Origin of the sequence: Vibrio ponticus (assembly GCF_009938225.1) — a bacterium.
GTDB classification, from domain to species: Bacteria; Pseudomonadota; Gammaproteobacteria; order Enterobacterales; family Vibrionaceae; genus Vibrio; species Vibrio ponticus.
On record NZ_AP019658.1, the window covers coordinates 660,915 to 683,223 of the forward strand.

Here is a 22,309-nt window from a genome sequence, read left to right on the forward strand (position 1 = left end):
AGGTTTAGATAGGGCGTCGGGGGGAGGAGATTTGATTGAAATGAGCAATAAAAAAGGCTGATATTCAATATCAGCCTTTGAATCGGTAACTTAACGGTTATACATCGTAAGTTGTTGAAGCAGTGTTACCACCAGTACCAGTCCAGTTAGTGTGGAAGAATTCACCACGTGCACGGTCTGTACGTTCGTAAGTGTGAGCACCGAAGTAGTCACGTTGAGCTTGCAGCAAGTTAGCTGGTAGACGTGCAGTCGTGTAACCATCTAGGAAGGTTAGTGCAGAAGTCGTACATGGCATTGGGATGCCGTTTTCTAGTGACTTAGCTGCCACTTTACGCCATGCGTTTAGGCTGCTTTGTAGGATGTTTTTGAAGTACTCATCTGAACCTAGGAATGCAAGTTCTGGGTTCGCTTCGTACGCATCACGGATGTTACCTAGGAATGCGCTGCGGATGATACAACCACCACGCCACATTAGTGCTACGTTACCGTAGTTTAGGTCCCAACCATTTTCGTTTGAAGCTTCACGCATTAGCATAAAGCCTTGTGCGTAAGAGATGATCTTAGACGCAAGTAGCGCTTGGCGTAGAGCGTCAACCCACTCTTGCTTATCACCTTCAACTGGCGCAATAGTCTTACCGAATAGTTGCTCAGCTTCAACACGCTGGTCTTTCAGCGCAGATAGGCAACGTGCGAATACTGACTCAGAGATAAGCGTTAGTGGAATGCCTAGGTCAAGTGCGTTGATACCTGTCCATTTGCCGGTACCTTTTTGGCCCGCTGTATCTAGGATCTTCTCAACTAGCGCTTCGCCGTCTTCATCTTTGTAGCCAAGGATGTCAGCAGTGATTTCTACAAGGTAGCTGTTTAGCTCAGTTTGGTTCCATTCAGCAAACACAGCCTGCATCTCATCAGCAGACATACCCAGACCATCTTTCATGAACTGGTAAGCTTCAGTGATAAGCTGCATGTCGCCGTATTCGATACCGTTGTGTACCATTTTAACGAAGTGACCAGCGCCATCGTTACCAACCCAGTCACAGCAAGGCTCGCCAGCATCAGTTTTTGCTGAGATAGCTTGGAAGATAGGCTTAACCGCTTCCCAAGCTTCAGGTGCGCCGCCAGGCATGATAGAAGGACCAAAGCGAGCACCTTCTTCACCACCAGACACGCCCGTACCGATAAAGTGGATGCCTTTCTCGCGAAGCGCTGCAACGCGACGGTTTGTGTCAGGGTAGTTAGTGTTACCACCATCAATGATGATGTCGCCTTTGTCTAGTAGCGGAGTTAGTGCGTCGATAAATGCATCAACAACGTCACCAGCGCGAACCATAAGCATCACTTTACGTGGTGTTTCTAGCTTCTCTACTAATTCTTCTAGTGAGTATGCGCCAACGATGTTGGTATCTTTCGCTGGACCTTCTAGAAACTCGTCTACTTTCGCAGCTGTACGGTTATGAGCTACCACTTTAAAGCCGTGGTCGTTCATGTTTAGGATAAGGTTTTGACCCATAACTGCTAGGCCAATTACACCGATATCACCTTTCATTGTCTTTCTCCAATTGTGTCGTACGACGCTCGCCTTACGCGATTTTTGCTGCTGCGTCTGAATCTAAGTACCACTCGGTTGCGCCAGCGTTAGACTGGATTTTTGCTGCAGGGTAAGGCAGCTCACTCGCCGGAGTAGTGTGAATTTCGTTTACGATGTCAACTTTACCTGCGCCAAGCACGAGGTAGCTGATGCGTTTCGCCGCTTCTAAAACCTTAGCCGTTTTTGAAACGCGGATTTGACCAGATTCTGGATGAGAAGCCAGTACTGATAGATTCTCATCTTGGTAGTTAGTTACGCCAGGGAACAGTGATGCTGTATGACCATCTGCACCAACACCAAGTAAGATCCAATCAAATACAGGCGTACCATTTTCGCATGGGATAACCGCTGCCATCTCCTGCGCAAAGCGCTCTGCTTCTACTTCAGGCTGTTCTTCACCGCGAATACGGTGAATGTTTTCAGCAGGAATAGCCACTTGGCTAAACAGGAGCGTGTTAGCTTCGCCGTAGTTGCTTTCAGCGTCATCCGGCGCAACACAGCGCTCATCACCCCACCAGAAGTGTAGGTTTTGCCACTGAATAGATTCAGCGTATGGCTGGCTTGCAAGCAGCTTAAACAGCATTTTTGGCGTGCTGCCACCTGATAGAGAAATATGCACTGGGCGACTTTGTTCGCTGTATGCTTTCATATCGTTTGCTAGGCTTTCAACAACCTGCTCGGCAGTATCAAAGATCTTATGGTTGATCATAGTTCACAGTAATCCGTGTCTGTAAGGTTTTTACAAGGGTAGCGCCACGCGCGTCCATCTCTTTGTAGTAAATCGTCGGACTCTTTTGGTCCCCAAGTACCACAAGCGTAACCAAATAGCGATTGTGGATCTTGTTTGAAATCGAGAATCGGCTGAACGTACTTCCAACAAGCTTCTACCGCGTCGCTACGTGCAAATAGAGTTGCATCACCGTTTAGTGCATCGAGCAATAGACGCTCGTACGCAGTCAGCATTTGCGTTTCTTGTAGATCCGCGTAGTGGAAGTTCATCTTCACTTCTTTCGCTTTGAAGCCCGCCCCCGGTTGTTTGAGACCAAAGCTCATTTGAATGCCTTCATCTGGCTGAATACGGATGATGAGTTTGTTCTCAGGTGCGTCCTGACCAAATACTGGGTGCGGCGTGTTCTTAAAGTGGATAACCACTTCAGTCACGCGAGTAGGTAAGCGTTTACCAGTGCGCACATAGAAAGGAACACCGTTCCAACGCCAGTTGTTGATATACGCTTTCAAGCCAACATAGGTTTCAGTACGAGAGTCTTCAGCAACACCTGGCTCTTCACGGTAGCCAACTAAGTGTTGACCACGGACATCAGAGGCGGTGTATTGACCCAGTACAAGGTTGTTGCGTAGGTCGTGCTCATCTAACGGTTTTAGACATTGCAGCACTTTAACCACTTCATCACGCATTGAATCAGCGTTGATTTGTGCTGGCGGTTCCATACCGACCATGGCAAGTACTTGCAGTAGGTGGTTTTGGAACATGTCACGCATCGCGCCAGAACCGTCGTAGTAACCGCCACGCTCTTCAACGCCTAAGAATTCAGCGCCAGTGATTTCAACGTAATCAATAAAGTTACGGTTCCACAGTGGCTCAAACATCGCGTTAGAGAAACGGAAAACAAGCAGGTTTTGAACCGTTTCTTTACCTAGATAATGGTCGATGCGGTAAATTTGGTGCTCTTGGAAGTGTTCGTGGATATCTTTATCCAACTGACGAGCCGACTCTAAGTCATAGCCGAATGGTTTTTCGATGATGATGCGTTTCCAGCCATCTTCTTCGCTGTTTAGACCGTGTGCGGCTAGGCTTGCAGGAATAACGCTGTAAAGGCTTGGTGGTGTCGCAAGGTAGAACAAAGTATTGCGTTGTTCGAATGCGTATTCGTTGCCAATTTCGTCTAGGCGTGCGGTTAGCTTGCTGTAATCAGCGCTATCCGAAGTGTTAATTGCTTGGTAATGCAGGTGATTAATAAAAGCGTCGAGTGTTGCAGGTTCGGTTTTTTCCATTTCCTGCAGAGAATGCTTTAGTTTTTCACGGTAAGACTCGTCGCTGTATTCAGTGCGGCTTACGCCTAAAATAGCGAAGTTGTCAGGAAGCTGCTTGTTCGCGTAGAGGTGGTATAAGGCTGGGATCAACTTACGGTATGTTAAGTCGCCCGAAGCACCAAAAATTACGATGCTACTGTTTTCTGGAATTACCATCATCTTTCCCTTAAAACGAGGTAGTAACTGCGTGCCTAAGATGGCTTTCTTATTCAAATTTCTAGGAAAGCAACCCTATCAACGACACCTCAAAATTGATAATCGATGATACCTATATGATTGATAGGTAAAACCGAATCGAATTGAGTCATCACTCAATCCGGCGCTGTATTGTCTACGACTATTTGATTTACATCAACTACCTAGCAATCAATTGGTCAATATATGACAGTTCTTTTTGCCTAGGTTTTTGACGGGCAAAAAATACCTTTTTATTATCAGTTAATTAGAACACGTCCAACCTGTACAAACGATTGCTCATATTTTGTATAAAAGAGTAATCTGTTGGTTAGTATAGGTAGAGCAAGGGCAATTATCTGCTTTAGTTTGGTGGTTAAAGCACATAATAAATAGGGTTATTGCAGGGGGGCAGACCAATTTTGAAACAATTGGGTGGTCGCTTTGTGGTGCGGAATTGTCTTTCTTTCCGGTAGAATTGTGTCCAATACGTTAACAAATACACCAAGTTTTCGAACATAAGCCCTTTAAGTAAAGGAATACACAATGATAAGAAAAATCGTATTGCTCTCCGCGTTATTTACCAGTCAAGCATTTGCCGCCGATTATGATTTAAAATCGGCAATGAAACAGATGAAGCTCGACTTTAAACAAGCGGCAGAGGCGCAAAGTGTTGAAGAGATGCAAACGGCTATCGACAGTTTTTCCCGTTTGATTACTCAATCTCAATCGGCTGCTTACCCACCAGAAAAGCAAAACTTATACATAGAGGGCTTTAATAAGCTTTCCTTATCAATCGAGGCTATCAATCAAGAGTTACAACAGGGTGATTTAAAAGGCGCGAAGCAAGAGCTTAAGGTAATCGATGGACTTCGTGAAGAGTACCACGATAAGCGCAACCCAAGTATTTGGAGCAAGATTTTTGGCTAAATCGCCCATATTTCATAGATTTAACCTGCGATGATTGCTTTTAGTTTTAAGTAGAGAGAATATCACAAGTTAATCTCTCTACTTTTTAGGTTATATCGTGGGCGAAATCGCAGCTTTTATGCTCGGCTTAAAGCAAGATAACTTGGGACGATCGATCAGCGATCTGCAAAGTTATAATTACTTTTGGCTTGAGCACGATCATAAATTTATCCAAGTTCTTTTCCCTATCGATCAAGGACATAAGTTCAACCGCCATGCGCCGTTAGTTGCAGATGCAGATATAGCAGAATTTGCCAGCAATCAAAATGCCAGAGAGGCTCATCTCGTCTCGCTTGATATGATGCTCGACTACTATGGCTTTATAAGAGAGGGTGCGCAGGTTCGCGTTCGCGATGAGTTAACTTTAGCTCGTCACGAGTGGCCTAAGCCGAAAAACCATAATCAGCTGCGTATCACACGCATACTTCGTAGTTTGTATTTACTTGGCAACCAAGAGACGGCGCACTCTTTCTATCAGGCTTTAGTTTCGGCGGCCAAGCAGTTTGACACTATTGACGATGTGGTTTTAGGGCATTGGTCTAGTGCGATTGAGCTAACCGATTAACCCAGAGCAATTTCGAGAAAGTTCCGACCAGAGAAAAACGCGATGAATTATCAAGAACAGATCTTTCAAAATCACAGCTTCGCCAGCCAAGATTTGAGCCAATACACGTTTGTGAAATGCAAATTCTTCAATTGTGACTTTAGCCGAGCACAATTGGTTGAAACTCAGTTTGAACAGTGTAGTTTCATTGAATCAGGTGAAGTTGAAGGGTGTAATTTCCGTTATGCCAATTTACAAGAAGCGAGCTTTAAAAACTGCCAATTGGCGATGAGTGAATTCGTTGGTAGTAACTGTTTTGGTATCGAGTTTCGCCAGTGCGACTTAAAGGGAACTAACTTTGCACAAGCGCAGTTTGCCAATCAGATCAGCCATAATGTTTATTTTTGTTCTGCCTACATTACCGGTTGCAACTTGTCGTACGCTAACTTTGAACGCGCGGTGCTTGAAAAATGTGACTTATTTGAAAATCGTTGGATAGATACCAATTTACAAGGTGCTTCGCTGAGAGGTTCTGATTTAAGTAACGGTGAGTTCTCCAGTGAGCTTTGGGGAGATTTCATTGTGCAGGATTGCGATTTATCAGATTGTGATCTAACAGGTTTAAACCCAAAGGAAGTGAATTTAACAGGGGTCAAGATTGCAACTTGGCAGCAGTCACAACTACTAGAGCAATTGGGAATCATTGTTTTGTAACATCAAAGTAAAGCCCAACATAGAGTTGGGCTTAAGCTTAGTTGCATTCGTTATCCCTAGCTGAAAGGGTTACCCTTCAAAAAGGTAGAGGTACTCCTGGTAGCCTTCTTTGGTTAAATCTTCTTTAGCGATAAAGCGCATCGCGGCAGAGTTCATGCAGTAGCGTAAACCGGTTGGCTTCGGACCATCTTTAAATACATGTCCCAAGTGTGAATCACCAAAACGGCTGCGTACTTCTGTTCTTGGATACACTAGCTTGTAATCGGTTTGAGTGACCACAAATGCATCGTTGATTGGTTTAGTAAAGCTTGGCCAGCCAGTGCCTGAGCGGTATTTGTCAGTCGATGAAAACAGGGGCTCGCCAGTTACCACATCGACATAGATACCTTCCGCTTTATTATCCCAATATTCGTTATCAAACGCGCGCTCAGTACCGTCTTTTTGAGTGACATAATATTGTAGTTCTGTGAGTGAGTTACGCAGTTCTGCATCGCTAGGTTTCGTGTAGATTTTGCCTTGCGTGAGTACTTTGTTGTCATCGATCATTTTCCGTAATGTCACAGGGTTAGCATTGCGTTCAGAGCCAAAGATTTCATCGAGATACGAATCACGACCCGACGAGTAACGGTAATATTTGTAGCGCACTGAATTACGCTTGTAATAGTCTTGGTGATAATCTTCCGCGAGCCAGAAGGTTTGGAATGGGCGCAGTTCTGTTTTCAACGGCTTTTTAAATACTCCAAGTGCTTCAATTTCAGTCATAAAGCTTTGAGCCACTTGTTGTTGCTCTGGGGTATGATAGAAAATCGCAGGGCGATACTGAGGACCGCGATCGACAAATGAGCCTTTATCATCCGTTGGGTCGATATGGCGGAAGAACTGATCCAACACTTGCTCATAGCTCACTTGCTCAGGATCGAACGTAACTTGTATGACTTCAATGTGATTGGTTTTTCCTGACGCAACCTGTTTGTAACTAGGGTTTTCAAGCGTTCCGCCTGAGTAGCCGGAGACCACATCTAACACGCCTGGCAATTTCTCAAGATCTGATTCTGTACACCAAAAACAACCGCCTGCGAGGGTGGCGATTTCCGTTTTTCCGCTGGCTTTTGCTTTTGACATTTCACTGTCTGCGTGACCAAAAAACGATGCGGCAATGAGTAATATTGCCAGTAGGGGGAGTATTAGCGATAGTTTATGTCTCATACCAACCTCTATGTTTGTTCCTATCTGTTACATCAGAACGGTCCAGTTAAGAAAAAATTTCCGCAACTTGTTAATTTATTGTTTATAGGGTGAGAGTAGGGGAAAAGATCTTAGAGAATTGAGAATTGAGAATTGAGAATTGAGAATTGAGAATTGAGAATTGAGAATTGAGAGGCGATAATCGCGACCAGCTTAATTTTACAAGAGTCGCACCAAGATGAAATCGCCAATGTATTCCACTTTCGCCAACCAGTATAACGAAGTGATTCAAGACAATATTTATAACGCCTACTTAGAGCGACCAAGTTTACAAGCCTTATTACCTGAATTAGCTGGGCTCAAAGTACTCGATCTGGGTTGTGGCTCGGGCGTTTATATGCAATATCTGTGTGAACATGGCGCCGCAGAAGTGACGTGTATTGATTATTCACCACAAATGGTGGATATCGTTAAGAGCAAAGCAACTCAGTTGGGAGCCGATGAACGTGTTAACGCGTACGCGCAAGACTTAAAAACAGGTTTGCCTGCTGAGCATGATAACAGTTTTGATTTGGTGATTTCACCCCTGATGATTCACTATCTTGACGATCTTAACCCATTGTTTAAAGATGTGTATCGCGTGCTCAAAAAAGGGGGACGCTTTGTGTTTTCGACTCATCACCCGTTTGCAGATTTTGAGTGTTCGACATCAGGTAACTATTTCTCCTGTGAGCAAGTTAAAGAAAAGTGGAATACCATTGGTGAACCTGTAGAAGTTACATTTTATCGACGTTCGCTGACAGAAATTACTCACGCTTTGACTCAACATGGTTTAGTTATCACTGCGCTTTCAGAAGGACAGGTGTCAGAGCAAGTGAAACAGATGGATGCAGAGCGATTTGAGTATCTGTCCAAGAATCCTAATTTCATTTTTATTCAGTGTCAGAAGATAGGCTAGGGCATTGGATTCGATGTAAAAAAGCCGAGATTTTTCATCTCGGCGGTTTAAATTAGTTCTCGTTTATGACTATGTCTAATTTAAGTTTTTTATTAGCTAAGCCCAATGATATTACCTTCATCATCTAAGTCTAAGTTCATGAAGGCAGGCCTCTCAGGTAAACCCGGCATGGTCATTACATTGCCACACAGAGCGTAGATAAAGCCAGCTCCTGCGCAGAGTTTGAGCTCGCGAATTGGAACATTAAATTGGCTTGGTGCACCTTTGACGCTGCCGTCGGTCGAGATCGAAAGCGGTGTTTTTGCTAGGCAAACAGCAAGGTTGTCAAAACCTTGCTTTTGATATTCTTCCAACTGGTGCCTTGCTTGGTAACTAAGTGTGACGCTGGATGCACCGTAGCCCACTTCTGCCACCGCCATTAGTTTCTCTTCGGTAGTTTGTGAGAAATTGTAGAGCGGCTTAAAGCTGCTTTCCTGTTCGCATTGCTTAATAACTTTGCTCGCAAGCTCGAGCGTACCTTCTCCGCCTTTTGCGAATCCTTCACTTAATGCGACTTCAACATTATGCGGTAAAGCCTCAATCATAGTGCGTAATTGTGCTAATTCAGCTTCGCTATCTTGTGGGAAGCGGTTGATGGCAACCACTGCTGGCACGCCATACTTGGCAACATTTTCAATATGCCACTTCAGGTTGGAAAAACCGGCTTCCAATGCATTAGCATCATCTTCAAACAGTGAGTCTGGAATCGCTTGCCCCGGCTTTAAGTCATATAAACCTGAGTTGGCTTTTAAGCCGCGTAGTGTCGCGACGATGACCGCACAATCAGGCGCTTTGCCTGCAACTTGTGCTTTGATGTTACACGCTTTCTCAAAGCCCATATCAGAGCCGAAACCGCCTTCTGTGACGGTGTAGTCAGCAAGATGTGTCGCGATATTGTCCGCGATAATCGATGAGTTACCATGAGCGATATTGGCAAAAGGTCCGGCGTGAATAAGAGTGGGTACTCCTTCCAGCGTTTGCATCAGCGTTGGCTCTATCGCGTCACGCATGCTTACTGCCATGGCGCCAGCTACTTGTAAGTCTTCGGTAGTAACAGGTTCGCCATCGAGTGAATAGGCGACCACTACACGACCAATGCGTTGACGCAGATCTTTAAGATCTGACGACAGTGCGAGAATCGCCATAAGTTCAGAAGCGGCAGAAATATCAAAGCCATCTTCGCGTTCGAAACCGTTAATGTCTTTGCCAAGCTCGTTTTTGCCCACTGTTACCATGCGCAAAGCGCGGTCGTTATGGTCCATCACACGCTTCCAAACCACGCGCTTATGGTCGATTTTTAGAGCCTTTAAGCCGCTACGGGCTTCAAAGTCATCATAACCATTGCGTTGCTCGTGGTAGATACGGGCATCGATCGCCGCTGCGGCTAGATTGTGTGCGGCTGTGACAGCATGAATGTCACCGGTTAGGTGGAGATTAAGCTCTTCCATTGGAGCGACTTGTGAATAGCCACCGCCTGCCGCGCCACCTTTAACGCCAAATACAGGCCCCATAGATGGTTGACGGATACACGCCATGACTAAGTGATTGAGTTTGGCAAGCCCCTGAGCTAAACCAATGGTTGTCACCGTTTTACCTTCACCTAATGGTGTAGGAGTGATAGCGGTCACCACGATTAATTTACCACTGCGGTTTTGATTAATACGTTTTAAGCAGTGAAGTGAAACTTTAGCTTTGTGTTTACCTTGGCTGTGAAATTCGTCTGGCAGTAAACCAGCGCGCAAGGCGATGTCATTAATTGGTGATAATGACGTAGTACGGCAAATATCTATATCCGACAGCATAAAACCCTCGATTATGCGAAAAACATGGACACGAAAACGTTTGCGCAAGAATGATAGCGCCAAAAAGTGCTTTGTAAAGGATTAGTTTGTAGCACACTGTCCAGTAAGGATGGCTACTATGCTCGGGAAATGGTGTTTATACAAGTCAAAAGTGAATAAGGGGTAAAACAAAAGCCCCTGGCGGGGCTTTTCATTACAGTGCGAGTAAGACGAGTTTACCACTCATCGTCGGGGAAAAGTTTTCCCTCTGGCGCGTAGGGGTCATCGTCAAAAGGGTGCTCCGCTTTAGTGCGTAGCATTTCTAACTGATGCTCGAGCATGTTGACTGTGTCGTAATCACCTTCGGAGCAAGCAACGTAAATCTGTTGCTCAAGGTTTCGCATTGTCTCTTTGCTGTTCATACACACCTCCTGAATTAGGATAGAAGGGTTAAAGATTTCTACCTATTCTCAAATCTATTGTAGTCAAGCAAACCAAATTCGATAGGTTGATCTTGCTGATACCAACGATGAACGTTATCGCTAAAAGACCAGAACTCTGGATTACTACGGCGAATCGCGAATGTATCCAACAACTTGACGTAATCTTCTTCGCCACGCATGTTTTTTAGCAAATTGACCAACAGTGGAATTTGATTCTCTTCGAGTGATAAATACGCGGCTGGATAACTACCGATCACTCCACGAACCAAAGTGAGATCGTCATGTTTGTAATCACGATTGCTCTCTTCGTCGAATAGGCTTGTAATGTTGGTATGCGCGTTGTTGTGTAGCAGAGTAAACAACTGCTGCTTGCCATTTTCTGATTCAATCATCAGCATCATGATTTGTGGAATTGGACGAAGTCCTTCTCCTTTGATTGCAGCGATTTGGCGCAAGAGCATTTCGTTTTCCTGCTTAAATCCACTATCAACAATGTCAAAGCGGTTATTGAGAACGGGTTCCAATTTGTCGCGCAAAATGTCATACAACTCGGCCTTTGGATTCGCCGTTGTGTAAGGAACCTGTGTTGGCTGGTCAAATGGCTTTACATTGCGTTGCAAGAAGTCGCTTAACTGAGTGCTTTGGTTTTGATACCAACTCGATTGCTCTTTATGGCGGACATCTCTTGGTAGCAGAGCAACGAAGTTACTCTCACCCTCAAGGCGCAAAAAGTCCATAAACATGCGAGTGATCAGCTGGTGACCAAAGTTACCATAGACATCAAACCCAGCCACCAACAGATAATGGATGCGCTCAAGAAGTGCATAATCAAGGATCCACGCAGTTTTAGGTGGGGTACCGACCATGCCTCGCACCACGGATGCACTATCAAAGTGACGGAAGATAGTTAAGGCTGCATTTGGGTTAGTGCCATTACCATCCCAGATAAGACCAGTATCGAGATGTTCACCATTCTTAAATGTAGCGTTAATGAACTCAGACTTGGCTTCTAAGTAGCGTGCCTGCTGGCGAGAATATTTAACCCAGTTAGTGACAGGTAGAGTATTGCTTTCTAGTTCACCAGGCAGCTTTAAATTGTCGGCTTGGCTACGATAGAAGTCGTTAACCTCAGGAATATCACTTTTGTCTGGATCAAGGAAGAATACCCAAAAGCGGTCATTAATCACATTAAGTGCCAATTGCCCTCGACATACCGGACCTTTGATATAGGCCGCGATGGTATTTTGAGCGTTATCCAGCATAAATTTAAAGCGCGATTTAACGGGCAAATCGATAAATGCTGTCATTGGGTTTGCTGCAACTTCAGGAGCGTAGCTTGGTAGTTGCTTAACTTGGTACTCGGTGTTGAAAAACCATTGTTGCCAATCGTTCATGCGTTTTTTGCTCAGTGCAAAAGGCATATGGGTCTTATCAACAATCGTTCCTTGCTCTGGAATGATTCGGTAGTAAACACGCTCAACCATCGGATCGTCATAGGGGCGTCTTGTTGCTATGCGCTTAACCGGCTCACCTGGTGGCGTGGCTGAACGAACCAGAGTAAAGAAGCGTGGTGTTGGTGTTTTTAAATCAGAGAAATAGAGGTGAGATAAAAACAGATGCTCATAGACATAGCGCGCCACCAATTGGTGTTTAAAGCTCTCTCCATTAAACAGAGCCTCATATTCATTGACCATGGCTTGCTGTTCAATCGTTAGAGGGATCTGCTTGTTCATCACGGCACCATCTTCTAACCAACTGAGCAGTGTGTTGTACTCTTGGTTGTTTAGATTTGGCATACCATAAGGCATCCCCCAAGTTGGGTAATCTTGTTGGTATTGATCCAGCTCTTCAATCGTCGGGCAAACTTGTTCACGATCGATCGAGAAATCAAACCCCTCAAGCTGAACTTGTTCAGGTAGCGGGTGTTGATCCTTCTGTATTAATAACCGAGCGACAAGACCCGCCTCCATATTTGCAGTCGGTGTCTGATTACGCTCGTTGAGTACTGGGTGAAAGCCTAACGCTCGCCATTCTTCAGTGGTCTGTGCATCTTCAAATAAGCGAGTTGGCGTTGCCGCGGTTAATCGCGTGCCTTCGTAGACCAATGCTTTAGTTGCACCGCGATCAATCCCCTCAACAGAAGTCATTTTCAATTGACAAGGGGCGTCATAACAGGCGTGGCAGACTACACAGCGGTTATCAATAATGGGTTTAACTGTTTCAAGAAAATCGACGCTTTGTTGCGAAACTAATTCGACACGGCGGTCACGTACTTGCTGCTCACCAAACAGTTGATCGTAGTTTAGACCGGCGTAGGTGGCACAACCAGCGAAGATGGAAACAAGGATTAGTAGAAGTATTGTTTTTAATTGCATTACTTATTTGATTTTTGGATTGAGCTGTAAGTATATACCGAACTGGCATCATATTGCGGCGTTTAAAGCATAGCGCTCTATAAAAACAGATGGTGTGGCAGGATTTTGAGGCGGTGACTAGGTGTGCACTTGCCTTTATAAGCAACCTCGGAACACAAGTCGTTCTGTCTATTTAATGTTTTATAGAATATTGGAAAATTCCGTAAGCCTCAGAATTTTGCGATTGAATTCACTAATAAAAACAGCTCTAGCCATCCTAACTCGCTCTTTTTTAGAACGAATAAATAAAAAAATCCTTGAACTAGCTCGAATTTATCACGCTTATAAATGAAAAAAGTCCAAATTTGATGGTTGGTTTTTTTATCTAACAATTATCTTTTTACTGAATTAATAATCTAAATTTACCCATTCCAGTTTTAATATCAAGCAAATAATTTTGTTTACAATTCGTTTACAGAATTCTAGTTCGTTAATCTGAAATCAGCTTATTTATGTTGATTTTCCTCGCAAAAAAATTGCAAGTCATTGTTTTTGTTTGGTTTTAACTCTCTTATTCTGAAATTGAACTAAATTGACACTTGTTATGTCGTTTTGTAATTCTAAATAGGAACCACAGGGGATGGGGAGCGTAAGTTCATCAAATCGTTGGGGTTTTTAATTCCAAATTTTGGAATCCAGGTAGGGGTTCCCTTTTAACAAGGTTGTAATAAATATATGAAAAAAACACTATTAGCATTGACAGTTGCAGCAGTGGCAACTTCAGCGCAAGCAAAAATCGAATTGTACAAAGACGACGTGAAATCAGTATCTCTTTCGGGTGAAGCTGAGGTTACTTTAAAACTGATTGATGAAAAAGATTCAAAAGTCAAAGCTGACCAGTATGATAATGATTACCATGTCGATACTACTGGTTCGATTGCTTTTGAAGGTACGCGTGTACTAACTGATGATATTACTGCTTTTGCTAGTTTCGGTGTAGAAAGAACAGATTCTCATGCCGAATTTAACGCAATCAAAGTAGGTGTTGAAGGTGACTTTGGTAAGATTTCTGGTGGTGACACTGGTAACTCTCTAGGTGAAGTTGCTGATATGACCAGCGACAACTGGGATAGCGTAAATGAGGATGACCGAGGTATCCGTTACGAGAAAAGCTTCGATGGTCTTTACCTATCTGCAGACATGCAGACTCAATCTGAAGATGAAACAGATGAAGTATGGAACCTAGGTGCTTCTTACTCATTCGACCATGTTAAATTAGCGGCAGCGTACTCTAATGCGGGTAAAACAGACGGTGTGACATCAGAACTAATCGGTGTTGGTGCTCAGGTTGAAATCAGCGACCTAACTCTTGGCGCTATTTACGCGGAATTTGATGCTGCAGATTCTGTGAATGCAGGTAAATATTCTACGTTCGCAAAAGGTGATTTATACAGCTTTAAAGCTAACTACCAATTTACTGACGAATTTAATGCTTATGCTTCAGTATTGGTTGCTTCACCAGACAGTTCTACAGATGAACTAAATATTAACTTGGCTGGTGTTAAATACGCAATTAATGAAGAGTTCAGTGTAGCTGCAGAATATAAAGAAACATCTTACGACTTAAATGATGTGGAAATTGTTACTGCAGAAGTTAGCGCAACATACACGTTCTAATTTAGCGGATAGCTAATTTCAAATTTCATACTGCCTAAAGCCAGCTAGTTAAGCTGGCTTTTATCGCTTTACAACAGGAGGATATATGGTTAAGTGGTTAACGACTGTGTTATTGGCGGTGTCTTCTTCAAGTTTTGCCACTCAAGTAGAACTGACCCGTGGTGTAGAGTTTAGTGTATTGAATCAACAGGATGTGGAAGGTAAAGATTCGGTATCCTTAGTTAATGGTGACAACCAATTAGTGATTCGGCTGGATAGAAGCTTTGGTGAGGGCGATAATCGACAAAAGATTTTAACGCCTCCTTTTCTTGTGACCATTCCAGCGCAAGCCAATACTCAATTGTTAGAAATTGGTTTGGTTTCAACCAAAGAGCGCAAGCTGCATAAGTTGATCAAGACTAATCAATCGGTTTTTACGATTAATTTAGATGGTCAAGAAATCGAGCATAGATTAGTTGAACTGCCGGGTAAAAATGGCTTTATGCCTTATGGTGATTTAGTTGGTTTGACGAAAAAGTATAATCAAGAAAATGGTTTGATCTATGAAACTGGTACGTTGCGAGACCTAAAACAAGAACTCAAAACCGTAAGTGAGGGTTCTTCTGATATCTCGACGGGTAATGAAAGCGAGGCAAGTTTGCAGCTAAAAATTTGGTTTAGCCGTGCGAGCGAAAAAGAGAAGAAACAGCATTTAGAATGGGTAATGTCTCAGCTCATTAACTGATAATTTCGCTATATCAACAATAGATAAAAATAGCCTGTCAAATAGATGACAGGCTATTTTTGCTATAACGCAATTTGATCTATTGAAGTGCCTTGGTCATATCTTCAATCATGATATTGGTTGCAGTAATGCCGCTTGCCGAGATATACCAAGCTTGAGAGTCTAATTCGGTGATACGGTCATTTCTCGCCGCATCTGTTTGCTTAATCAGAGCATTGTTAAAGCCTTTTTTGGCTTCGCCGGAATCTCGTCCTATTGCTTTATCACGATCCATAACCAGAAGGTATTCTGGGTTGGCTTTGGCAATAAATTCAAAGCTGATTAAATCACCGTGTGCTAGCGCTTTCTCATTGTGGACCAGTTGGGTAAAACCGAACTCATCAAAAATGGCGTTATAGCGTGAACCTAAGCCGTAGGTTGCGACATTACCACCATTAGTCATGACCATTAGCGCTTTGGCGTTCTTTGCCTGAGCTTTACTTTTCACTGATTCGATTTTTATCGAGGTCTGTGTGATTAGATCTTCGATCTTACTTTCAACGCCAAAGATTTCACCAAACATTCGCCAGCCTTGCTGAGTCGTTTCCCAAAACTTTTGGGAGTCAGCCATAAATACCACAGTAGGCGCTATTTTCTGTAGTTCATCATAAGCTCTTGAGCTGCGGTTGCTAGCAATAATTAAATCGGGTTTCAGAGAGAAAATTTTCTCGAAATCAGGCTCATGCAGTGTGCCAACGCTGGTGTATTTATCATCTTTATATTGAGTCAGATAATCAGGGATAGGTCTTTTGACCACGCCTACAGGCTCGATGTTTAAATGATCTAAGATATCTAATGTATCCATGCCCAGTACCACTACTCGTTCAGGTTTAGTCTCCAGTTTGGTTGAACCGAGTGGGTGCTCTACAGTAATTGTTTCGGCATGGGCTGTGAGTGAAACGGCCATAATAGTGCCAACGAGCCATTGTTTAAGATTTAGCATTTATGATCTCCATATTAAAATGCGTAACTTACGTTGAAGCGGAAGTCGCGACCAGGTGCTGCAAGCCCAGTTGTGTAGTCATATCCTACATACTTGGCATAGGTACCGTGGTCTTGATAATATTTGTCGAAAATGTTTTTGATAGAGAGGGTCAAGATTAAGTCTTCATTACTAAGCGGTAACCACTGAGCATATAGGTCATGCACTGCATATCCCGGTTTCTCTGAAGATACCGTTGGGTCTGAAATGTCGGTCATTCGTTCAACAAATGTTGAGGTCCATCCCAAGCTTAGGGCGCCATTCAAATCATAGTCGGTAGTTAGTACCCATGTGTCACCAATGGTTGTACCTAAAGATCGGTTCTCATCGCTTAGATACTCACCATTTAATTTTGGAGAGGATGAGTTGTAGCTTAGGTTGGCATCGAGACTATCGTATGATAAGCCAAAGAACGCGCTAATGCCTTTATTCTCGAGGGTGCCTCTGTTGCCGTAGACGCGGTTTGAACGAGACGATGTGATAACATTGTCAATCTCAGAGTGGAAGACAGTAATTCCCGCGTTAAAGATAGAACTACTAAACGTTGTACCAAATTCGAAATTCTCGGCTTCTTCTTTTTTCAGATCGCTAGCTGTTCCATAGCGATAAAGGTCAAATAACTGTTTTGTAACAGGACCTCTAATAGCTTCAGCATAGCTGGTGAACAATTTGATATTGTTTGTCAGAGCAATTTCTAAACCCACGTTGGGACTGAAACCAGACATTTCTATTTTTTTGCCATCATTGGAGTCTAATGAGTACCAATCATATCGACCACCGAATGAGAGTAATAGTCGTTCGATTGGCTGCCAATCGTTTTGCAGATAGACGCCCCAAACTGTTCCTTGCTCTGGGTAATCGACGCCACTAGTAGTAAAAATCACTTCGTCTTTACGATAGTCAGTGCCTGCAATCAGGGTTAGATTGCCAATTGTCGAGGTGTTTTGTAAGAATCCACCGAAAGTGTCAGTATCACCATAGCTGTGTCCATAATCTGGGTGTTTATGAGATATCGTTGACTTTGTCTGGTAGAGCGTCGTTTCTATATTAAGCTTTTCACTTTCGGAATATTTGTAGTTTGCTGTTGCAGTGTAACGATCCATTTCTTGATCAAAGGCTGGATTATAGAACCCATCGACAGACGGTGCCCATTCAGGGCGATGTGCTCGTTCATTGTGGTCGACATATACGTCGTAGGCTAGAGAAATATAATTCTTACTATCTAGCTGACCAGATAGTTTGATTAATGCAGATGTTTGTTCAAGAGCCGTTTTTTCATGAGTATCACCATTACCATCTACAAGGTCTCCCTGATCTAAATAGGAAAGTGTGCCCAATAATCCGAGACCTTCGGATATTTCACCATAAAGACTTACGTTTCCAGTGTACCCATCAGAGTTGCTTAAATAGCCTGTTTTAACTTGAGCACCAAATTTTTCGCTACCATTTAACAGGTCATGAGCGTCTTTAGTTTTAAATTTGATTGAACCACCCAAGGCACCTGGACCATTTGTCGCTCGACCCGCGCCGGCACTTACTTCTACCTGTTTCAGTAAATCAGGATCGACGGTAAGTCTGCCTTGGTGGTGGAAAAGTCGACCTGATTGTAGAGCGCCATCGATATAAATGTTGAGTAAAGAATCTTCTAAGCCTCTGACATAAAGCTTTTGTGTTGCTGGTGTCGCGCCACCTACAGTCACTTCGGGTGTTTTCCTGAAGATATCGTTTAAGTCTTGCGCTTGTTGCTTATCTAAGTCGTCAGTGGTGATGACAGCGTCAACGCCACTCAAAACCTGACCAGTGATCTCTATCACTTCAGGTTGTTCAGCGAGAGCTGAGAACGTAACAATAGCCAAAGCTACGGGGCTTAATTTAAAAACGGCGTCCATTTACCGTTACTCCTTTGGTAATGAGAATGATTATCAAAGGAATTCTGCTTATTTTAACCTAATCAGTAAATTGATTTTACAACTGTTACATTTGATTAGTTGGAGAGGGATATTTTTCTCCAACTAATAGAGTTTAAAGGTTAATTCTTTGGTTGTGGCAGGGTGATTATCATGTCTAGTCCCTGATATTTTCGATTGCTCGCGCTGATTGAACCTTTAATTGCTTCGATATGTCGTTTAGCCAACGCAAGGCCGACGCCAAATCCTTTGCGAGAGTGAGTTTGATTGTCGGCTTTAAAGAATGGTTTGAAGATCGATTCAGTTAAAGTTGGGTCGAGGCCCGGACCTGAATCTGAAATCGTGATGACCCAGGTGTTTTCTTGTTTGCACGCCCTTATAACAAGCGCTTCGTTGCTTGGTGTAAAGCGCAGGCCATTGCGGATGATATTCTCAAACGCTTGGGAGAGCGCTCGTTGATTGGAGGAGGTTAGTAACAATGATTCGGGGATCTCACTGACGATAATTCTATCTGGAAATTCGAACTGAGCATCATCAATGATTGCATCAAGTAGTTCGGTTAAATCAAATGACTCGGTGCACAGATTAGGTTGTTCGTTTTCGAGCCAAGCTAAAGTCAATGTATCTTCGGCCATTTGACGCATATTACTGACTTCAATACGAATTCTATCAATCATACTTTCTTTGTCTAAGCCATTAGCGGCGCAATCAGTGGCCATTTCGATTCTGGCAAGAGGTGTTCTGATTTCATGAGACATTTCGGCAATAAGATTACGATTATGTTGGATAACATTCGCGGTTCTCTCGGCCATTTTGTCGAAGGTCTTGGCGACTTGGCTGAGTTCATCATTACCTAGTGCGGTATGATCGCTAATTCGAGCTTGATAATTACCTTGGCTGAATTCCTTTGCGGTAATAGAAAAACTATTCATTGGTTTCATTACGTAACGGTAAATGAAAATTGTCAGCGTCAGTAAGGCAATAAAAGGGATGACGACACGGAATGTCCAAAAAGCATGAGACATATAAGTACCGGGTCTCATTCGATCAGGTAAGATTATTAGAAAATGATAGTTTGAAGGTGTTAAGGCGACTTCCATGATTGGGTTATTTGGAAAATCGAGATGAATCTTCCATTCAACACTTCGACCAATCCCATAGCCAGACCAAAAGCGCTCAGTTAACTCATTCCCGCCAATCACTTTAATGTTCGATTCAACTAACGTGACCCAAGTATCTTCTTTTTCTGCTAGAGCATTAAGCCAAGCATTCAGTTCATTCCTATCACCATTTTCAAGCAATGTTTGCGCTTGATTACCCCAATCTAAAATTTCTTGTTGATGAGCCTTCTTTAAATAGCTCATTTTCTCACTGGATAAGATAGCAACACTATGCAGTAGCGAGAAAAAGATAACCCCACCTAGAGCTAACGCAACAAACAGTCGCCAAAATAAAATCTTTTTCATTTGAGTAAATACCCTTTGCCGTGAACGGTTTTGATTCGTTCCTTGTCCATGCCATTTTGGGTTAGTGTTTTGCGAATACGGCTCAAATGCATATCGAGGGAGCGATCGTAAAGACTGAATTCACGCTCCAAGACGGCTTGGTAAAGGTAAGGTTTATTTTGTATTACGCCATGATTCTTGGTTAAAACCCAAAGCAATTGAAACTGTGTCGCTGTAAGAGTGATCACTTGTTTGCCGAGATTACCGTTGACCATAACTTCTTGGCGTTGTTTGTCTAAGGTAAGTTCCTTATATTCCAAGTAGCGTACAGATATTGAGTTTTGGTTCTGAGTTCTCCTCAATACCGCTTCAATTCTTAAACTCACTTCTTCAAAATTACACGGTTTACTTATGTAATCATCCGCACCAAATCGCAGCCCTTGTATGCGGTGCTCTTCAGCGCCAAACGCGGTGAGCATAATTGTGGGGGTGGTGGAGTAGGATCGGATATAGCTTAAGAGCTCAAAGCCATCAATATTCGGTAAGTTTATATCCAATATTATCAGGTCAAAATGTTGTTGCTTTAGGGTATTGAGAGCTTCTGAACCGCAGCGGAGAGTCATTACTCGGTAATGTCGGTTGCGCAACAAAATGGTTAGCTGATGGCTAAGGGTTGCATCGTCCTCGACGAGTAAGATCGATGCTTCACGTTCATAAACTGACGTGCCCATATCTTTAGTTGATAAGTAACTGTTACTGCTGCCTACATCAAACATATTAAATATTCACAATAATGATAAGAGTTATCATTATCAATAAATTTATCTATGTTTCAAATTTGTTACCTTCATAAACTATAACATTTTGTTTCGATGAATGATTTTGCGGTCGCTGTTGTTTTTTTTTGTTTCTATTGGTTGAATTTTGCGTAAATGATTATGTCTGGGTTTATTTTTCTATTGGGTTCCATGCGTAAGTGTAGAAAATTAAAGCCACCCAAAGTAGGTGGCTTTAATGCTGGATTAAGCAGTGCTTATTGCATGGAATTCACTTGTTGTTTCAACTGCTCAAGTTGTTGCATCTTACCTTGTAAACCAAGTGACTGGTAATTGATTGAAGCAGGATTCATGGTTTGACCTTGCTGCATTGGATAGTCAGGCAATGTTTGGAAGAAATCCCCCAGTACATCTTGGATTGGGACAAATAGCCACATGTTGTCAGCCATCCAGCGCAGGTACATACCAGACTCATGCGGTGCTCGCTCAAACGGGTCAGCACGTAGATGGATGATTTGCGGCCAGTTTGGTGAGAAGCGAACCGCATCAGAGATGTTGCCTTCTAGCGTGGCGAAGTTGAGTTTCCAATCATGCCAGCGTACCGCGTTTAGTTCACCATTCGCCGTGAAGTAGAGCAGCGACTCTCTTGGACCTTGCTCTTGTTTGCCTTCAAAATAAGGTTTGAAGTTGTAACCATCAATATGAACGCGCCATTCTTTGCCATTGGCTTGGTAGCCTTCAGCCAGTTTTTCTTTCACATCAGGAACGCCTGCCGCAGCCATGAGTGTTGGCAACCAATCTTGGTGTGCCATCATCTCATTGATCTTTGTACCTGGTTCAATCACGCCCGGCCAACGAACTAATTGAGGAACGCGCATACCGCCTTCCCAAGTTGTGCCTTTTTCACCATGGAATGGAGTTGCGCCACCATCTGGCCAAGACACTGTTTCAGCACCATTGTCGGTCGAGTAGATCACGATAGTATTATCAGCTACACCAAGCTCATCCAGTTTATCGAGCAATACGCCGACATGGTCATCATGCTCTAACATACCGTCGGCATAGATGCTGACGCCAGACTGACCTTGGTATTTCTCTTGTAAACGAGTCCATACGTGCATACGCGTCGTGTTATGCCAGATAAAGAAAGGCTTGTCGTCTTTAACCGCTTTTTCCATAAAGGCGAGTGAGGATTCTAAGAACTCCTCATCAGCGGTTTCCATGCGTTTGCGCGTCATTGGACCGGTATCTTCGATTTTGCCATCCGCATAGGACTTGATAACACCGCGCGGGCCGTATTTCTGACGAAACTCAGGATCTTTTGGATAGTAGTAAGTTTCAGGTTCTTCCTCGGCGTTCAAGTGATAAAGGTTGCCAAAGAATTCATCAAAACCGTGGTTGGTCGGTAAGTGTTGATCTTGGTCGCCTAAGTGGTTTTTACCGAACTGCGCCGTTACGTAGCCTTGGTCTTTAAGCAAATCGGCAATGGTGGGTGCCCAATCCGGTATCCCGTGGGTTGATCCCGGCATGCCAATCGTCAGCAAACCAGTACGAAATGGCTCTTGACCTGTGATAAAGGACGCACGTCCTGCCGTACACGATTGCTGACCATAGTGGTCAGTAAATAGTGCGCCTTCATTGGCGATGCGGTCGATATTCGGGGTTTCGTATCCCATCATGCCTTGGTTATAAGCACTGATATTCCAGTAACCGACATCGTCGCCAAAAATAGCGAGGATATTGGGTTTGTCGGCAGCAACAGCGACGGATGATGTGGCAAGCACACCAACGCCAACAGCCAGTTTGGTTAATTGATTAGCCATAAAAGCTCCAAAGTTAGTTAACAGTCTGGTTTGATGGACAAATTTATTGTGCAATTAACTTAACGAACCTGAAGCTAAGTGTCGCTTTATAGTCAATATAACCCTTAGTTATGTTGATAACGTATCGCCATGATT

At 43.4% G+C, this 22,309-nt stretch carries 18 protein-coding genes; 6 read left to right on the forward strand and 12 right to left on the reverse strand.

The window, feature by feature from the left end; all coding sequences use genetic code 11:
- Positions 1–97: 97 nt before the first annotated feature.
- The 3 genes from gnd to zwf are packed head-to-tail and all read right to left on the reverse strand — an operon-like array spanning position 98 to position 3,796.
- Positions 98–1,546, reverse strand: coding sequence for a decarboxylating NADP(+)-dependent phosphogluconate dehydrogenase (gnd, locus tag GZN30_RS17350; RefSeq protein WP_075648964.1), 1,449 nt, complete (start codon positions 1,544–1,546; stop codon positions 98–100).
- Between the two features lie 34 nt (positions 1,547–1,580).
- Positions 1,581–2,297: a 6-phosphogluconolactonase gene (pgl, locus tag GZN30_RS17355; RefSeq protein WP_075648965.1), complete on the reverse strand. Its 717-nt coding sequence runs from the start codon at positions 2,295–2,297 to the stop codon at positions 1,581–1,583.
- The gene (gene zwf / locus GZN30_RS17360) at positions 2,294–3,796 is read right to left on the reverse strand and encodes a glucose-6-phosphate dehydrogenase (RefSeq protein ID WP_075648966.1); all 1,503 of its coding nucleotides are present in this window, start codon (positions 3,794–3,796) and stop codon (positions 2,294–2,296) included. Before zwf ends, pgl begins: the two co-directional genes overlap by 4 nt.
- A gap of 564 nt (positions 3,797–4,360) precedes the next feature.
- Between zwf and GZN30_RS17365 the strand changes: the two genes are divergently transcribed.
- From GZN30_RS17365 to GZN30_RS17375, 3 genes are all read left to right on the forward strand, one after another.
- Positions 4,361–4,744, forward strand: coding sequence for a cytochrome b562 (locus tag GZN30_RS17365; RefSeq protein WP_232060521.1), 384 nt, complete (start codon positions 4,361–4,363; stop codon positions 4,742–4,744).
- 97 nt (positions 4,745–4,841) lie between these two features.
- Positions 4,842–5,348 carry an opioid growth factor receptor-related protein gene (locus tag GZN30_RS17370; protein WP_075648967.1) on the forward strand — a complete coding sequence of 169 codons (507 nt, stop codon included), beginning with the start codon at positions 4,842–4,844 and terminating at the stop codon, positions 5,346–5,348.
- Positions 5,349–5,390: 42 nt separating this feature from the next.
- Positions 5,391–6,041, forward strand: coding sequence for a Qnr family pentapeptide repeat protein (locus GZN30_RS17375; protein WP_075648968.1), 651 nt, complete (start codon positions 5,391–5,393; stop codon positions 6,039–6,041).
- A 69-nt stretch (positions 6,042–6,110) separates the two neighbouring features.
- Here the strand turns inward: GZN30_RS17375 and msrB are convergent, their stop codons facing one another.
- Positions 6,111–7,247, reverse strand: a complete 1,137-nt coding sequence (gene msrB / locus GZN30_RS17380) for a peptide-methionine (R)-S-oxide reductase MsrB (protein ID WP_075648969.1) — start codon at positions 7,245–7,247, stop codon at positions 6,111–6,113.
- Between the two features lie 217 nt (positions 7,248–7,464).
- Here msrB and GZN30_RS17385 point away from each other — a divergent pair, with 217 nt between their 5' ends.
- A complete protein-coding gene (locus GZN30_RS17385; protein WP_075648970.1) occupies positions 7,465–8,184 on the forward strand; it encodes a class I SAM-dependent methyltransferase in 720 nt (239 codons plus the stop codon).
- Positions 8,185–8,276: 92 nt separating this feature from the next.
- On the opposite strand, the gene GZN30_RS17390 is transcribed toward GZN30_RS17385, so the two are convergent.
- The 3 genes from GZN30_RS17390 to GZN30_RS17400 form a co-directional block, all read right to left on the reverse strand.
- The gene (locus GZN30_RS17390; protein WP_075648971.1) at positions 8,277–10,025 is read right to left on the reverse strand and encodes a formate--tetrahydrofolate ligase; all 1,749 of its coding nucleotides are present in this window, start codon (positions 10,023–10,025) and stop codon (positions 8,277–8,279) included.
- A 215-nt stretch (positions 10,026–10,240) separates the two neighbouring features.
- On the reverse strand, positions 10,241–10,426 hold the full coding sequence (locus tag GZN30_RS17395) for a hypothetical protein (RefSeq protein WP_075648972.1): 186 nt from the start codon (positions 10,424–10,426) through the stop codon (positions 10,241–10,243).
- A 38-nt stretch (positions 10,427–10,464) separates the two neighbouring features.
- Positions 10,465–12,822 (reverse strand): fatty acid cis/trans isomerase, encoded by a 2,358-nt coding sequence (locus GZN30_RS17400; RefSeq protein ID WP_075648973.1) that lies wholly within the window; start codon positions 12,820–12,822, stop codon positions 10,465–10,467.
- A 714-nt stretch (positions 12,823–13,536) separates the two neighbouring features.
- Between GZN30_RS17400 and GZN30_RS17405 the strand changes: the two genes are divergently transcribed.
- Positions 13,537–14,478: a porin gene (locus GZN30_RS17405; RefSeq protein WP_075652818.1), complete on the forward strand. Its 942-nt coding sequence runs from the start codon at positions 13,537–13,539 to the stop codon at positions 14,476–14,478.
- Between the two features lie 85 nt (positions 14,479–14,563).
- Entirely contained in the window at positions 14,564–15,202 is a 639-nt protein-coding gene (locus GZN30_RS17410; RefSeq protein WP_075652817.1) for a DUF2057 family protein, read from the forward strand.
- Between the two features lie 79 nt (positions 15,203–15,281).
- Here GZN30_RS17410 and GZN30_RS17415 read toward each other — a convergent pair whose 3' ends face one another.
- From GZN30_RS17415 to GZN30_RS17435, 5 genes are all read right to left on the reverse strand, one after another.
- Positions 15,282–16,184: a siderophore ABC transporter substrate-binding protein gene (locus GZN30_RS17415; protein WP_075652816.1), complete on the reverse strand. Its 903-nt coding sequence runs from the start codon at positions 16,182–16,184 to the stop codon at positions 15,282–15,284.
- Positions 16,185–16,198: 14 nt separating this feature from the next.
- On the reverse strand, positions 16,199–18,112 hold the full coding sequence (locus tag GZN30_RS17420) for a TonB-dependent receptor domain-containing protein (RefSeq protein ID WP_075652815.1): 1,914 nt from the start codon (positions 18,110–18,112) through the stop codon (positions 16,199–16,201).
- A gap of 140 nt (positions 18,113–18,252) precedes the next feature.
- Entirely contained in the window at positions 18,253–19,596 is a 1,344-nt protein-coding gene (locus tag GZN30_RS17425; RefSeq protein WP_075652814.1) for a HAMP domain-containing sensor histidine kinase, read from the reverse strand.
- Complete coding sequence (locus GZN30_RS17430) at positions 19,593–20,351, reverse strand: response regulator transcription factor (protein WP_075652813.1); 759 nt, start codon at positions 20,349–20,351, stop codon at positions 19,593–19,595. The genes GZN30_RS17425 and GZN30_RS17430 overlap by 4 nt, the downstream gene beginning before the upstream one ends.
- A gap of 257 nt (positions 20,352–20,608) precedes the next feature.
- Positions 20,609–22,174: an arylsulfatase gene (locus tag GZN30_RS17435; RefSeq protein ID WP_075652812.1), complete on the reverse strand. Its 1,566-nt coding sequence runs from the start codon at positions 22,172–22,174 to the stop codon at positions 20,609–20,611.
- Positions 22,175–22,309: the final 135 nt, after the last annotated feature.